The sequence below is a fragment of the Galliscardovia ingluviei genome (assembly GCF_014635685.1).
Lineage (GTDB): Bacteria > Actinomycetota > Actinomycetes > Actinomycetales > Bifidobacteriaceae > Galliscardovia > Galliscardovia ingluviei.
Genome location: NZ_BMDH01000001.1, coordinates 371,601 through 387,077 on the forward strand (window position 1 = coordinate 371,601; position 15,477 = coordinate 387,077).

Annotated in this window: 10 protein-coding genes; 9 read left to right on the top strand and 1 reads right to left on the bottom strand. The window is 44.5% G+C overall.

Features of this window, described 5'->3' with window-relative positions; all coding sequences use genetic code 11:
- Positions 1–203: 203 nt before the first annotated feature.
- The 7 genes from IEU85_RS01555 to IEU85_RS01585 all read left to right on the top strand — a co-directional run bounded on the left by IEU85_RS01555 (position 204) and on the right by IEU85_RS01585 (position 10,760).
- Positions 204–1,307 carry a substrate-binding domain-containing protein gene (locus IEU85_RS01555; RefSeq protein WP_188354486.1) on the top strand — a complete coding sequence of 368 codons (1,104 nt, stop codon included), beginning with the start codon at positions 204–206 and terminating at the stop codon, positions 1,305–1,307.
- Positions 1,308–1,645: 338 nt separating this feature from the next.
- Positions 1,646–3,229 (top strand): ATP-binding cassette domain-containing protein, encoded by a 1,584-nt coding sequence (locus IEU85_RS01560; protein ID WP_188354487.1) that lies wholly within the window; start codon positions 1,646–1,648, stop codon positions 3,227–3,229.
- A gap of 89 nt (positions 3,230–3,318) precedes the next feature.
- Complete coding sequence (gene mmsB / locus IEU85_RS01565; RefSeq protein ID WP_188354488.1) at positions 3,319–4,536, top strand: multiple monosaccharide ABC transporter permease; 1,218 nt, start codon at positions 3,319–3,321, stop codon at positions 4,534–4,536.
- Between the two features lie 254 nt (positions 4,537–4,790).
- Positions 4,791–5,084 carry a hypothetical protein gene (locus IEU85_RS01570; RefSeq protein ID WP_188354489.1) on the top strand — a complete coding sequence of 98 codons (294 nt, stop codon included), beginning with the start codon at positions 4,791–4,793 and terminating at the stop codon, positions 5,082–5,084.
- 299 nt (positions 5,085–5,383) lie between these two features.
- Positions 5,384–7,318, top strand: a complete 1,935-nt coding sequence (locus IEU85_RS01575; RefSeq protein ID WP_229714676.1) for an MDR family MFS transporter — start codon at positions 5,384–5,386, stop codon at positions 7,316–7,318.
- Between the two features lie 235 nt (positions 7,319–7,553).
- A complete protein-coding gene (locus IEU85_RS01580; RefSeq protein WP_229714677.1) occupies positions 7,554–9,383 on the top strand; it encodes a DUF4012 domain-containing protein in 1,830 nt (609 codons plus the stop codon).
- Positions 9,384–9,554: 171 nt separating this feature from the next.
- Positions 9,555–10,760: an iron-containing alcohol dehydrogenase gene (locus tag IEU85_RS01585; RefSeq protein WP_188354490.1), complete on the top strand. Its 1,206-nt coding sequence runs from the start codon at positions 9,555–9,557 to the stop codon at positions 10,758–10,760.
- A gap of 125 nt (positions 10,761–10,885) precedes the next feature.
- On the opposite strand, the gene IEU85_RS01590 is transcribed toward IEU85_RS01585, so the two are convergent.
- A complete protein-coding gene (locus tag IEU85_RS01590; protein ID WP_188354491.1) occupies positions 10,886–12,415 on the bottom strand; it encodes a xylulokinase in 1,530 nt (509 codons plus the stop codon).
- A gap of 258 nt (positions 12,416–12,673) precedes the next feature.
- On the opposite strand from IEU85_RS01590, the gene IEU85_RS01595 reads away from it, so the two are divergent.
- Complete coding sequence (locus IEU85_RS01595) at positions 12,674–13,909, top strand: ROK family protein (RefSeq protein ID WP_188354492.1); 1,236 nt, start codon at positions 12,674–12,676, stop codon at positions 13,907–13,909.
- 171 nt (positions 13,910–14,080) lie between these two features.
- A complete protein-coding gene (locus IEU85_RS01600; protein ID WP_188354493.1) occupies positions 14,081–15,454 on the top strand; it encodes a THUMP-like domain-containing protein in 1,374 nt (457 codons plus the stop codon).
- The last annotated feature ends 23 nt before the right edge of the window (positions 15,455–15,477 follow it).

Below are 15,477 nucleotides of genomic sequence, written 5' to 3' on the forward strand. Positions count from 1 at the left end.
TTTTACTAAATAAAATAATACGTAAAATGTGATAAAACCTTTGAAATGCAAGGAAAACAGTGGCGACAATAAAATTGACGGCCTGTCGACACTACTGAGTTAGTTGAATCATCTAACTATATATGTTATAGTGAGTCCATCCATAGAGCAAAGCAGCTCAAATGGAATGAAGGACAGTTCCTATCAAAGATGAGGGGCAAACCATGAAGAAATGGTATAAGCTAATCGGCGCAGTTGCAGCAACTGCACTCCTACTGCCACTATCTGCATGTGGTGGAAGTCGTGGTGCAACAAACTCTAGCTCAAGCTCTGACGAAGTTACCGTGGGCATTTCAATGCCTGAGCAAATGCTTGAACGCTGGAAGCTTGATGGCGAAAACCTCAAGGAGCAGCTTGAAGGTTACGGATACAAGGTTACCTTGCAGTATGCTGACGGCAAGACTGATCTACAGACTTCTCAAATTCAGAACATGGCTAATAATGGCACTAAGTACGTAGTTGTGGCTTCCATTGATGGTACAGCAACTGGTGCTGCCGTAGAGCAGGCCAAGTCTAACGGTGCAACAGTAATTGCATATGATCGTCTGATTATGAACACTGATGCCGTTGACTACTATGCAACATTCTCCCTGACTGATGTTGGTCGTATGCAGGGTGAGTACATTGAGAAGAAGCTCGGCTTGAAGGACGGGGCAAAGGGTCCATTCAACGTAGAGCTGATGGCTGGCTCTCCAACAGATAACAATGCTCGTTACTACTTCGAAGGTGCTTGGAAGGTGCTGGAACCATACTTCAAGTCTGGTGTATTGCAGTCCAAGTCTGGCAAGGTTCCGGGATCACTCGATGAGTGGCAGTCTATCGGTATTGATAACTGGGATCGCCAGAAAGCACAGAATGAGATGGAGAATCGTATTAACTCCTTCTACAATGACGGCACCAAGCTGGACGCAGTTCTTGCTCAAAATGACGCAGAAGCAATGGGTACAGTAAATGCTGTTGAAGGTGCTGGCTGGAATTACTTCCCAGTAATCACTGGTCAGGATGCAGAGAAGGCAAACGTCCAGGCAATCGTACAGGGCAAGCAGTCCATGACTGTATACAAGGATACTCGTGAGCTGGCAAAGGCCACTGCAAAGATGATTAAGGATTTGGTTGATGGTAAGAAGCCAGAAGCCAAGGATACCTTTAACAACGGCAATAAGGATGTGCCAAGCCAGTTACTGACACCAGTTTCTGTAGACAAGGATAATGTCAAGGAGATTCTGGTAGACGGTGGTTATATCAGCGCTGCTGATGCTGGATTGTAAATAATGCACGAGGGTGCCTCTGAGCTACGGCAAACCTATTGATAACCGATTTATAGATTAGCCATAGTAGGGGCACCTTCCTTTTGTCCAAAATATATCATGCCGTATTTATATCTACATGTGATATGCAAAAGAGTTGCCATTACTCACAGATGAATGAGTAATATCTTTGACCGAGATGCTGTATCAATCCCTACCAATACATAGAAGTATAAAATCAGCGTTTTATGTCTTTCTCAATACAGTATCTGCATGCTCATCAGATTGGTGATAACGGCATACATATTGCATACAATACCAAGTCAACTTGTATGAATACTGCATACAAAGGGGGAGCCATGGAAGTTGGCAAGTCAACTGATCAAGGCGATGTAATTCTCCAAATGCGCCATATTGTTAAGCGCTTTGGTCCAGTTACAGCCTTAAAAGATGTGAATTTGACGGTGAAACGCGGTCAGATTTACTCGCTATGTGGCGAAAATGGTGCTGGCAAGTCAACAATGATGAATGTGCTTTCAGGTGTGTACCCATACGGAACCTATGAGGGCGATATTCTCTACAACGGTGAAGAGTGCCAGTTTAAAACCATTCGTGATTCCGAAGAAAAAGGCATTGTTATTATTCACCAAGAATTAGCATTAGTGCCATATATGTCCATTCTTGAAAATATTTTCCTCGGCAATCAAAAGCGTAAGGGTATTGCGATTGACCGTGATGCTCAGCGCAAAGAAGCCAAACGAGTAATGGATATTGTAGGATTAAAAGAAAATCCTGATACTTTAATCGCCAATATCGGTGTGGGTAAGCAACAGCTTGTTGAGATTGCAAAGGCCCTGACTAAAGATGTTAAGCTCCTTATTCTTGATGAGCCAACCGCTGCATTGAATGATGAAGATTCTGCGCACTTATTGCAACTTATTGATCAGCTGCGTAAAGAGCGTGGAGTTACTGCAATTATTATTTCCCATAAATTGAACGAAATTGCTGCTTCAGCAGATGCAGTACAAGTTATTCGTGATGGGCAGACCATTTCTCATATCGATATTGATGAGCAGCACCCGTTAGATGTTGATGCGTTGATTCGTGATATGGTTGGTCGTTCCTTGACGAATCGCTACCCGGATCATACTCCACACATTGGTAAAGAAATGCTGAGAATTGAAAAGTGGAGTATGAGGCATCCTCTTGATGAGAGTCGTCTTGTAGCTAAGGACGTAAGTTTCAATGTTCGTGCTGGAGAAATAGTCGGTCTCGCTGGACTGATTGGTGCAGGACGAACAGAGACAGCAATGAGTGTATTTGGTCGCCAGTACGGTACTCATGCCAAGGGACGTATTGTGATGGAAGGTAAGGAAGTAAACTTCCCGTCAGTGCGTTCAGCAATTGATCATGGTGTGGCCTATGCAACTGAGGATCGTAAAGTATACGGTCTGAATTTGATGAAGTCCATTCGTGAAAATACTTCTATGGCAAGTTTAAAGTCTTTAAGCAAAGGTGGAGTAATTGACCGCATTGCTGAGGGTAAGGTTGCTGAGAAGTATCGTAAAGAGTTTAGGACCAAAGCTCCAACTATTGAAATGCCTGCAGGTAATCTTTCTGGTGGTAATCAGCAGAAGGTAGTACTCGCAAAATGGATGGCAACAAATCCGAAGGTTTTGATTTTGGATGAGCCAACGCGAGGTATTGATGTTGGTGCAAAATACGATATTTACGAAATTATCAACCAGCTTGCTGATTCTGGTTCAGCAGTAATTGTTATTAGTTCTGAATTGCCAGAGTTACTGGGTATTTGTGATCGTATTTACACCATGAGCGAAGGAAAGATTACAGCAAATCTCGATGCAAAATCCACGAATCAGGAAGAGCTTATGAAGTATATGACTTCTTCACAAGCGCTCAGTGATGATCGTGTATATGCATAGATAGCGTTGCAAAACGTAGGTAACAGTCAATGACATAGCAGTCATTTGGCAAATTATCAGTTGCGAATAAAGGTTTGAAAGGAAAAATCATGGCAGAACAAACAAAGGCGGTTCATAAAGAACCAGAGACTGCCTCGCTGAAAGATATGGTGCTTGGTAATGCTCGTGCATGGGGTATTTATCTTGCGTTGGTATTGGTAATTATTGTTTTCCAGTTCTTAACTGGCGGTCGTTTACTGAATCCAAATAATGTTGTTGCACTATTCCAGCAGAATGCTTATGTGCTTATCGCAGCTATAGGTATGCTGATGGTTATTATTGCTACTCATATCGATTTGTCTGTTGGTTCTGTGGTGGCATTTATTGGTGGTGTTGGTGCTTATGGCATGGCACACTGGCACTTAAACTGGATGCTTGCTATTATTCTGATGATTGCAATCGGTTTGGCAATCGGTGCTTGGCATGGTTTCTGGGTAGCATACGTTGGTGTTCCTGGCTTCGTAACCACACTGGGCGGTATGTTGATTTTCCGTGGTTTGGCAACTGTTGTTGCAGGTGAGTCTATTCCACTACAGTCTCGTGAATTCCGTGCAATCGCAAAGGATTATGTCCCTAATATTCTTGGATGGTGGGGTCAATTTGATGGATTGACTATTGTCCTAGGTCTGCTTGCTATTGTATTTGTGATTTTTGCTCAGTTTAAGAAGCGCAAGAATCAGTTGAAGGCAGGCGTTACTGCTGAACCATTAAGCTGGGTTGTGTTGAAGTCTGTTGTTGCAGTGCTGTTCATCGGATATTTCACTTATCTGCTTGCTTCCTCTGGTAACGCTGAGCAGGGTGGTATTCCGATCGTATTGGTTATTATTGCTGTACTCGTCGGTGTGTACTGGTTCGTATTAAACCGCATGGTGTTTGGTCGTAATGTGTATGCGGTTGGTGGTAACCGTAAGGCAGCTATTCTTTCTGGTATCAATACCAAGCGCGTTGATTTCACCATCTTCTTGAATATGGGCTTCCTCACATCTGTGGCTGCAATTATTACACTGTCTCGACTGGCTTCCGCTACTGCACAGACCGGTATGGAGTTTGAGATGGATGCCATCGCTGCATGCTTTATCGGTGGTACAGCAGTAACTGGTGGTGTTGGTACTATTCCAGGTGCTATGGTTGGTGCATTGATTATGGGTGTGCTGAACCAAGGTCTGTCCATCATGGGTGTAGATGCTGCTTGGGTAAAGACCATTAAGGGTCTTGTTGTTATTGCAGCTGTGGCTTATGATTTGCTTTCCAAGCGCAAGAAGGGTTAATACAGTGCAGTAGTTGTGTGTGGTGATTTTCTCGCCACACACACTGTAGACTTACCTTTACACGAGTACCTTTCTCTAGTTTTTCAAATACACCATGTGAATGAGTATGGTATTCCATTTGCTTGTCCACAGCATAGTTGAGTGAAAACTTCGTGTATTGGTAGAAGGTGATCAGGTACTTTAAGGAAACTTAAGTACCTGATTTTTCGTTGTACGCTATAATGGCTCAGTTTAGTGGTATAGAAGGGGATAATATGGCAAACCAATTTAAGTTTAGGATGAGACTATATCTGCTAACCTGTGTTGCTTCTATTGCCTGGTTCGCTTCAACAATCCATGATGCGTTACGCGATCACACACTACAAAGTGTCCCCACGATATTTTTGCTGGTGTGTATTGCAATTGTCATTGTATACACGGGATATAGTGGGATGAGTATGTGGATTAAAGGAGATCCATCAGAGAGTGACTCATCTGAGGATACGAATACTCAAGATAGTAGCGCGCATGAAAGCAACGATGGTAAGAGTATGCCTACTCGAAAATGAGTCCGCTCATACTTGTGAAGATTTAGTGAAGTGCGCTTATGAGATGAACAGAATTGCCGTAAGTTTACAACTCGTGTGGCAACTCAAAGAGTTGCTCGGTGAACGCAGTGAAGCGGAGAACTAGACATATACGGTTTAGTTCTCCGCTTCGTCGTGTCTACGACCCCTCACACGCTTGAGTTTTCCTGTAGAGTTGCATGTGATTGCGATGTGATTGCGCAAAATGCAGTATGCAATTCTTAGATTCATAACACTCGTGCGGTCATTGATGTGTCACTGAAAGAGAATGAAAGGTTGACATGAGTACGAGTAAACACAATCCTGTACCTAGCGAGACAAAGATACCTCGCGCACGTATGCAAGTTGCACACCCATACCTGACCTTGATGGGCTTGTATATGGGCGGTTTCACGGGTATGTATAGTGAAACTGCATTAAATATTGCACTTCCAGAACTTTCAAAGGCATTCCACGTAACCACTTCTATCGCGCAATGGCTGGTAATTGGTTATATGCTGGTAATCGGCATTGTATTGCCATTTTCTAGCTCATTGATGAAATGGTTTAAAGCCAAAAGTATTACAATTTTTGCACTTGCAGCATTCCTAGTTGGCTCGATCATCAGTGCCTGCGCACCAAGCTTCACTGTGGCTCTGCTAGGCCGCGCTATCCAAGGTGTTGGTACAGGCCTAGTTCTGCCGATGATGTTTGCACTTGTTATGGAAGTGATGCCGCCACAAAAAATCGGCGCTGCTATGGGTATCACCGCATTAGTTATTATGTTTGCTCCGGCAATCGGACCAACTCTTGCAGGCGCTTTAATGGCAGGACTTGGCTGGTGCTGGATATTCCTGAGCCTCGCCATATTCCTTATTATTGGTCTTGTCTTTGCCGTGCTATTCATGGTTAATCCATATGAGCGCACGAGACCGCATATTGATAGCCTGTCTGTAGTGCTGTCGGTACTCGGATTTGGTGGTCTAGTACTTGGTGTTGGTATGGCGAGTTTGTACGGCTGGCTTTCATTACCTGTGCTTGTATCACTTATTATTGGCGTTATTGGTATTGTGCTGTACTCAATGCGCCAGCTGACCAGTAGTCAGCCTATTTTGAATTTGAAAGCATTTGCTATTCCAGGATTCCGCATTGGTGCCATCTTAATGATGGTGAATTTCGGCATCACACTTTCTGCAATGTTTATTTTGCCACAGTATTATCAAAATGGCATGGGGATTGCTGTGGCACTCACTGGTATGGTTATGCTTCCAGGGGGCATTATCAACGCACTGGTGTCCATGGTTTCCGGTCGCTTATTTGACAAAATCGGTGCTAGGAAGCCCGCAACAGTAGGTTTTGCGCTGTCTATTATTGGAGCTGGACTACTGCTAAGCGTATCGCCAAGTTCTCCATTGGCATTTATTGTGATATGCCATATTATTTTGATGATTGGCGTGCCTCTTGCTATGAGCCCCACACAAACATATGCTTTAAGCTCGCTCCCACATGAGCTATCTACTGATGGCTCAACAATTTTGAACACCTTGCAGCAAGTGTTAGGTGCTGTGTGTACAGCGGTTGCCACGAGTTTATTAGTTGCAGGGCAGCAGCATTATGCACAAGCAGGTGGTACTGATAATGCACTCGGCTTCTCGATTGGTTCGCGTTGGGGCTTTGCATTCACCTTAGTACTTGCTATTTTCGGTTTCATTGGGACCTTCTTCATTCGCACACTACGCAAAGATCAAGTTCCTGCAGCAGTGCACTCACGTGAAGGCGAGCCAGTGCTCCGTGAACTGATGAAAACAGACGTATTTGCGCTGCCATCCACAGCTACTGCAATGCAAGCTATGCAATTATTCTCCGAAAAAGGTATTTCTGGAGTTCCAGTCCTTGAGGGAGAGCAGGTTATCGGCTTTGTATCAGATGGCGATATTTTGCGTATGCTTGCTGATCAGACCCCGCAATATACCAGTTTCTACAGTGCAGTTATGGAGCGCAATAGCGAGTCGTTTACGCAGCGTTTGGACAAGGCTATGCAAACACCTGTTGCTGATATTGCTACACGTAAAGTGATAAGTGTAGATATCAATGATTCTATGGCTTCAATTTGTCAAGTACTTGTTGATTATCATTTGAAAAAAGTTCCTGTTATGGAACAGGGAAAAATGATAGGTATGCTGAACCGCACGAATATTTTGCATTATGTTGTTGAAAATTATGATCAGCAGCAATAAGTAGATAGTAAACAGTAGTTGTGCAGGAATTGCATGATCGGTTAGCCGCTTAAGCAAGGTATACTTAAGCGGCTTCCTGCATAGTAACAATGAAATACATGCATGCTAGATGAGTGCACTGATTGCCATGGTAACTAGAGTTCTCACAATATTTACGATATTAGGTATTACTGTCTCGTGCAGGAGTAGTGGGGTTGCTATTATAGCGATATCTATAATATAGAGGAGTTGTGCTGTGGGAATAAGTCATACGCATCATAGAGGTGGCGCACATCAGAAGGCTAACAGCAAACATATTGCCCGAAATATCATACTTACAGTGGTATTAGTGCTGGTGGCGTTGCTTATAGCATCTGCTATTGCTGGTTATCAACTGTTTAAGCAGGCTAAAGAGGTGCAAGCGGAAGAAACGCAAGTAGTGCAGTCCTTGACTAAGGTTATCGATACAAAATCTATCACTAATATCAAAACGCTGAATGATGCAATAAACCAAGCTCAAGAGCATGCAAGCAAAGCAAAAACCATAACTGATGGCGGTTTATGGAAGGTTGCTCAATACATACCGGTGTATGGCAAAGACGTTACCACAGTTCGTGGAATGACCAATATTCTCTCTGATATGTGTCAAAACACCTTGCCTGAGGCGAGCGGGGCGTTATCGTCATTACGTCAGGCTTCATTAACTGATGGGCAAGGTGGATTAAATTTGCAGCCGCTTATTGCTCTGCAGCCAGCGTTACAAACTGTAAATAGTCATGTTACGCAATATCAGCAACGCCTTCAGCAACTGCCGCAGCCTCATATTGCACAACTGAGTCAAGCATATACACGTGCTACTACACAAATGGATGCCATGGCGCAGCAAGTCCACGCGATTCATTTTGCTGCTCAAGGTCTGCCTGCACTATTAGGTGTTAACGGTGCACGTACCTATCTTCTCGTAGCACAAACACCATCTGAACAGCGCTCAGGCGGTGGATTGGTTGGCTCGATGGGAACGATGAGTGTTGACCATGGCAAAATTACCGTTGGTGATTTCCATCCAAATGGTGAGTTTATTCGGCCTCAGTCACCAGCAAATGCTGAGGAACATGCAGTGTTTAATGGACCGCTACCATTTTCTATGGATGTGCGTGATACGTTTGCCGTTCCTGATATGGATCGAGTATTTACTTTACTCAATTTTGCTTGGCAACAATCTCCGTATGCTTCGCCGGTTGACGGTGTTATTGCTATTGATCCGGTATTCATCCAGGAAATGGTGAAAATCAATGGTAATGTGACCCTTGATAATGGGCAAGTGCTTACTGGAGACAATACAGCAGAGTTTATGCTGAACACCATTTATAAACAATACACTCCAAAACAGCAAGATCAATATTTTGAATATCTTGCCAATGCAGTGATGAAGTCTGCATTTAGCAATATGAATATGAACAAAATGTTGAAAACGGCAAAAAGTTTGCAAAGTCTAGCTCGACAACGCCATTTTTATGCATATACTACTCATCAAGATGAGGCACAGTATTTGCAAGGTGCTGGTTTTGCAAAATCTGCGCCCAACGACCCTACGCAGCCGGAAATTGGTATTTACCTAAATGAGCAGAATCCATCCAAAATGGGTTGGTATATTACTCGCCAAGGTGAAGTAATGAAAACTGCCGATAATGCTGATGGTACAACAACGTATCACGTGAAATACACGTTGACTAATACGCTGACTGATCAGGAAGCTGGTACTGCAACTGATTATATTTTAGGCGGTGTGCAGGCTGGGGAGGGCGGCAAACTTGTCGCTCCAAGTGGCACTTCAGTGCAACGAATGTTGTTCTATGCTCCTGCAGGGGGTAATATCAGCAATTTTACCTATGTGGGGAAAGTAGAGCGTCATCGCGAAGCTCAGATGGATGGGAAGTCGCTACTCACTGATGTTGCGTATTTGGCTCCGGGTAAGTCAGTAATGTATGAATTCGACGTAACTACATCTGCTCAAGCAAAGCAGCCTCTTACCATTGATCAGTCGCCTTCGGGACAGTTGGAAGTTCCGGTGACGTATCATGAATAGTGAAATTATGCTATACGCCAATTAGTATAGAGATTTAACTAAAGGGGCTATCTGCATGCAGGTGGTCCCTTATACTTGATACGAGACCGTTATTGCAAGTACTAGTAGTGACATAGCTACTGTGGTTGTACTTGCAGTGCAAAAACTACGATGTTTAAGAAACGGGGTATTATGCAAAACTTTATTTTTCATAATCCAGTAAAAATTTACTTTGGGCAAGGTCAAGCTACCAATATTACTGAAGAAGCACGTCGTGCCGGTGGTGCAATCCTTATGGTGTATGGCGGTGGTTCCATCAAGCGCAATGGTGCGTACAATGACGTTATGAAAGCCTTGCAAGAAGCAGGCAATGAAGTTATTGAACTTGCAGGAGTAACGCCAAATCCTCGACTTGATATCACTTTACAAGGTGTGAAACTGGTAAAAGAGCATGATGTTAAACTGATTCTTGCCGTTGGCGGTGGCTCGGTAATCGATTGCGCTAAGTTTATCGCCCTTGGTGCAGGTATTGGTGAAGATGAAGATTTATGGGATGATTACATTGAAACTGGTAAACAAGCGCCAGAAGATTTAGTCCCTCTTGGTGTGGTGTTAACTACTGCTGCAACTGGTTCAGAAATGGGAGACGCGGCAGTGCTAACCCACTGGGAGCGTAAGCGCAAACTTGGATATACTTCACACCCATTGACCCCACGCTTCTCAGTGCTGGATCCTACCTATTTGACCACGCTGAGCCGTGAACAAACAATTTATGGATTTGCAGATATGTTCTGCCATACCTGTGAGCAATACTTCTCCCTGCCAAGTGACGATAACCTTTCTGATGAGATGGCAGAAGCTATTATGCGTCATATTCTACGTTCTTGGCGTGCATGTCTGGCTCAGCCGACAGATTATACTGCACGCAGCAATGCCATGTGGGATTCGACATTAGCGCTTAATCGTATTATTTCTCGTGGAAAAGATGAAGACTGGGCAACGCATGGTATTGAACACGCTATTTCTGCTAAATATGATATCCCTCATGGCGCAGGCTTAGCAGTAGTGCATCCTCATTGGATGAAATATGTAGTAGAGGCCAGCCCTGAGGCAACAGCACGATTTGCGCGTTGGGCAACTAATGTATGGGGAGTAGATGCCACAGGTAAGAGTGATCTTGTTCGTGCCAAAGAAGGTATTGAACGATATAGCGATTTCTTGGCTCGCGTTGGTGCACCTCGTACTCTTGAAGAAGCTGGTGTCCACCCAGATGATGCCATGTTTGATGCTATGGCAGATCATGTTGGCGACGATGCTCGAGGATCATATAAGAAGATTGATCGCGCTGCAGCCCGTGAGATTCTTGTTGATTGTCAAACGCCTGTTTCATTTGAATAGACAGCAATACCAATATTCATGAAAATGGTGGGTCTCCTACGAAGATCCACCATTTTGGTTTTGCGCTATATGAACTGTGTACTATGCAGTTCTTTTTAGTAACTTTTAGTGCATATGGGGAAGTGTTACCCGCGAGCTGCCACATACTGCTGATACACAGCTTCAGTAGGTTCTCCAGTCAGCACAGTCTCGTTAGCAACTTGCCAAACCGGTGGTTCGATCTCGCCAGAGTATACCCAAGCAGCTTGCCTTGCAGCGCCAATAGCCACATACTCGTCAGCAACTGGCAGCTCAACATCAAGCCCTAAAATACTTGGGGCAAGAGCTCGTACTGACTTCGATTTAGCGCCACCTCCAATAAGCAGTACGCGCTTCACCTCTGTGCCTAAACTCTTGACTAATTCAAGGCAGTCACGTTGTGAACACAGCAAGCCTTCTACAAATGCTCTCGCAATATGTTCCTTTTTAGTATTGGCTAACGTCATACCGCTTAACGTTGCAGTAGCATGTGGTCTATTTGGTGTGCGCTCGCCATCGAAATATGGAACTAGGGTAATGCCCTGCGCTCCTGGAGTAGATTGTGCCGCTAATTGTGCAAGTCCATCATAATCGACACCTAGTGCTGCACATCCTGCATCAGTAATGCGCGAACCATTAATAGTGCATGCCAAGGGCAGCCAATGACCAGTGCAGTCAGCAAATCCTGTTACCGCAGCTGTCATATCGTAAGCAGGAACCGGGCTAACTGCCGCGGCAACACCAGAAGTCCCCAATGAAATACTGACGTCGCCAACACCCATATTGAGTCCGAAAGCAGCCATAGCATTGTCGCCGCCACCAGGAGCAATGATGCAGCCTCCGACCAGTTTTCCTGCAATCTGTGGGTCGGCATTATTACCTGCTTCACTTGGTTCCAGTACTCGAGGCAAAATGATTTGCTGTGCTTGCTCGGTACTTACACCAAGGGCTAGAGCGAGTAGATCATAGCGGTATTCATTGGCTGTAGCATCAAAGTAGGCAGTGCCAGATGCATCAGATCGGTCAGTGGTTAATGCTTGAAGATTATCCTGTTTTTCAGTCTCTGTGGCATCTTTGGATAATGGACCATGTCCAGCAATGCGCCATGATAGCCAATCGTGCGGCAAGCAGATAGCTGCAATACGTTGTGCCTGCTCTGGCTCATGCTGTGCCACCCAAGCTACTTTGGTAATAGTAAGAGAAGCTACCAGTGAAGATCCTACAGCGCGCACCCAGCGTTGACGACCGCGCTGCATAATGTCTGAATCTAAGTCATCTTCGCTGCCATCCGTTGCGAGTGGCTCTTTGCCCAATGCTTCAATAAGTGCATCAGCATTAGGTGCTGAGCGAGTATCATTCCACAAGAGTGCGTCACGAATCACTGCGCCGTATTCATCAAGCAGAACCATGCCGTGTTGCTGTCCGCCAACGCCGAGGGACACAACATCGTCAAGTCCACCAGCTTGCTCTGCTGCTTCTTGGAAGGCTTGCCACCAGAAATCTGGGTTGATACTTGTTCCATCAGGGTGTTTAGCCGAACCAAAGCGTACTGTTTGTCCGGTTTGAGCATCGGTAATGCGGACTTTACAAGATTGTGTTGAGGTGTCGATTCCTGCAACAAGAATGCGGTCACTCATAGAGCCTCCCAAACGTCATCGTTGAACGTACGTATGTAAATACTGTGTGTCGAACAGTTACTAGTAGTGTATCATATTTAATTAAATCAACAAACTAAATAAGTATATAATAGATATACAGATTAGTGGAAAACGATAACAATAGATTGATATCGTTGAAATTAAAGATATAAAATTAGTTTATAATTTTGACAAAATAGTGGTACAGTAGTGCCGACTCTCAAATAGGACATATGGGCAAGCGTAAAGGAGAGCACTGTGTCAAGGTCAGCAAGTATCAATCAGGATGATTTGCGTAATCATAATCTCTCTGTTGTGCTTTCAACATTATTACACTCGCCGACACCACTTTCCAGAGCACAACTAGCCAAAGAAACTGGACTGACCAAAGCTACATTGTCCTTGCTTGCAGAAATCTTGCTATCCAATAATGTACTCGAGCAGCTTACACCGCAACAAGATGGTCAAGCTGGCAGGAATGGCAGACCAAGCACTCCGCTGACTTTTAAGCCTCGAGCATGGGCTGGATTAGGTATGCAAATCAATACTGATGGGTATGGATGCGTTGTTGTTGATGTGGCGGGTAACACACTAGCGTATCAGTGGGTTGATCAAGTAATGGAACATACCGATCCAGATGATATTTTTGCAAAACTTGATGAAATTGTTCATCGCATTGAACGCATGCTAGAGCAGCAGCACATTCATATTGCTGGTGCAGCTCTGGCGCTTCCAGGTTTGGTAAGCGATGGCAATAAACTTATTATTGCTAATAATTTAGGTTGGACGAACCTCGAACTAACGAAGTATGACGTGGTAAATCGTTTACATGCTATTGCTGATAATGAAGCAAATTTTGCGGCAATTGCACAAGTACCGAGTTACGCGTATCAAGGCAGCGGTAATAGGTCATCGCTGACGCATCAGTCATCATTTTTATACATTTCTACTGACGTTGGTGTCGGTGGGGCAGTAGTGCGAGGTGGCACCGTGGTGCCAGGTGATCACGGTTTTGCAGGAGAACTTGGTCATGTCTCTGTTGATATGAATGGACCAAGGTGCCGCTGTGGTAGGCGAGGATGCCTCGAAATGTATGCAGGACGCCGTGAACTTGTAAAAATGGCAGGATTGGCAGAAGGCGATGAAGCTGCAAAAAGCGAGTATGTTTCAGCATTGTATCAGCTATGGCGAGCAGGTAATACAAAAGCAGTGCTGGCTATTGACCAGGCACTAAGTGCTATGGCATCTGTTGCCGCAGATGCCATCAATATTTTTGATGTTGATACTATCGTGCTTGGTGGATTCTGGTCAGTGTTTGAAGAAGACTTACCATTACGATTAAAGTTACGCATAGCTCCGCAGATTTTGGCGCGATATGCCATGGATATTAAAGTGCTTTCATGCTGCGATATTGAACATCCAGCACTCTACGGTGCGGCCGCTTTTGGGTTACGCAATCTTATTGATCATCCGGTTTCATTTATGAATATGTAGTCTACGCAAAACCTGTATAAGTTGGTAAGCATATGCGCATTTGGCGATGTACGAAGAGCTAGTGTAAACAAAGCACGATAGCCGTATACATTGCGGCTACAGTAGTCTCTTGTGATATATAAGCCGCTATAGTACAGTAAGTTGCTACAGTAACTTGAAGCGCTATGGAATATGGAACAGACTATGGTATATGAAAGCGAACCTGCTGCATTCTATAACGAGGAAACATGGCGGTTTGTCCACCAGTATCAGCATGAACAGGTTACACAGCTTGCACTCCATGCTAAGCCTGAGTCACAAGTCAATTTCCATGCCGCTTTGCAACAGATTGATGGATGGCAACGAGCCGAACATAAATTACCACGATGGGTGAAGTATGATCATATTGTTTTTCCAATAAAGCTCTCTATGGAACAGTGCTCTTCCGAGCAAACTGCCACATATAAACAGCAAGTATTGGCTTCATTGTTGAAAGTTCTGCCAGCAGTACATACTGAATCGAGCAGATTAGTGGACCTTACCGGTGGCTTTGGCGTGGATTGTACGCTGTTGGCACCGCTTTTTGACAAGGTGACTATGGTAGAACGCAATCGCGAACTAGCACACATTGTGCAACACAATATGCGTGTGTTTGAGCTTGACCATGTACAAGTGGAATGTGATGACGCACAGCTTGTACTCGGCCGCATCAATAATGCGCACCAACAAGTTACCTGCATGATAATTGATCCGGCTCGAAGAGACCAAGCAGGTGGTCGCACGTACGCGATAGCAGATTGCACACCGAATGTGCTCACCATGTTGCCATCGATGCTTAACGCTGCCCCAATAGTGATGATAAAACTGTCACCAATGCTTGATTGGCATAAAGCTGTAGATGATATTACTGATGGGGTAGTGCAGGATGTTCATATTGTGGCAGTACAGCGTGAGTGTAAAGAACTACTTATTGTTGTAGTAAGACCTGAAATGGCTACCTACTTGGCGCAACACAATATGCTACCAACATTGCATATTGCCCACATTCTTGGAAGTAATACCATACTTGATGAGATAGCGTTCACGGATACTCGTTTCCAGCAATACGCTATCGATAGCGACGGTGCTAATAATGCGGTTCAATATTTTGACACTGATACTATGCCGATTGATCTGGCATGGCTTGAAGCGCATCAAGGTGCTGCGTATGTGTATGAACCGCATGCAGCAATGATGAAAGCAGGATGTTTCGACTATCTTGAACGCCGCTATGGGGTGACCCAGCTTGCGCCCAACTCTCATCTCTATATTGCAACACAAGTCATTCCCACTTTTCCTGGAAAATGCATGAGCATAACAGGGGTAAGTTCAGCTAATAAAAAGCAGTTGCGCGCACTAGTTCAAGATTTAACTCATGCTAATATCAGTGTGCGTAACTTTCCACAAAGTGTAGCTACTCTGCGCAAAACACTTCATCTTGCGGATGGAGGAAATACAACCTTGTATGCTACCTCGTTATCAGACCGTACTCATGTAGTATTGCGCACGCAGCCAGCTGAACGATAGTTCGCAAGAGCTCTTTGCATATG

Bases quoted from the DNA above. Each gene is read 5' to 3' on its own strand.
- IEU85_RS01590 (WP_188354491.1), bottom strand. From the start codon at position 12,415: ATGAGTGACCGCATTCTTGTTGCAGGAATCGACACCTCAACACAATCT.
- IEU85_RS01570 (WP_188354489.1), top strand. From the start codon at position 4,791: ATGGCAAACCAATTTAAGTTTAGGATGAGACTATATCTGCTAACCTGT.
- IEU85_RS01560 (WP_188354487.1), top strand. From the start codon at position 1,646: ATGGAAGTTGGCAAGTCAACTGATCAAGGCGATGTAATTCTCCAAATG.
- IEU85_RS01585 (WP_188354490.1), top strand. From the start codon at position 9,555: ATGCAAAACTTTATTTTTCATAATCCAGTAAAAATTTACTTTGGGCAA.
- mmsB (WP_188354488.1), top strand. From the start codon at position 3,319: ATGGCAGAACAAACAAAGGCGGTTCATAAAGAACCAGAGACTGCCTCG.
- IEU85_RS01600 (WP_188354493.1), top strand. From the start codon at position 14,081: ATGGAACAGACTATGGTATATGAAAGCGAACCTGCTGCATTCTATAAC.
- IEU85_RS01555 (WP_188354486.1), top strand. From the start codon at position 204: ATGAAGAAATGGTATAAGCTAATCGGCGCAGTTGCAGCAACTGCACTC.
- IEU85_RS01575 (WP_229714676.1), top strand. From the start codon at position 5,384: ATGAGTACGAGTAAACACAATCCTGTACCTAGCGAGACAAAGATACCT.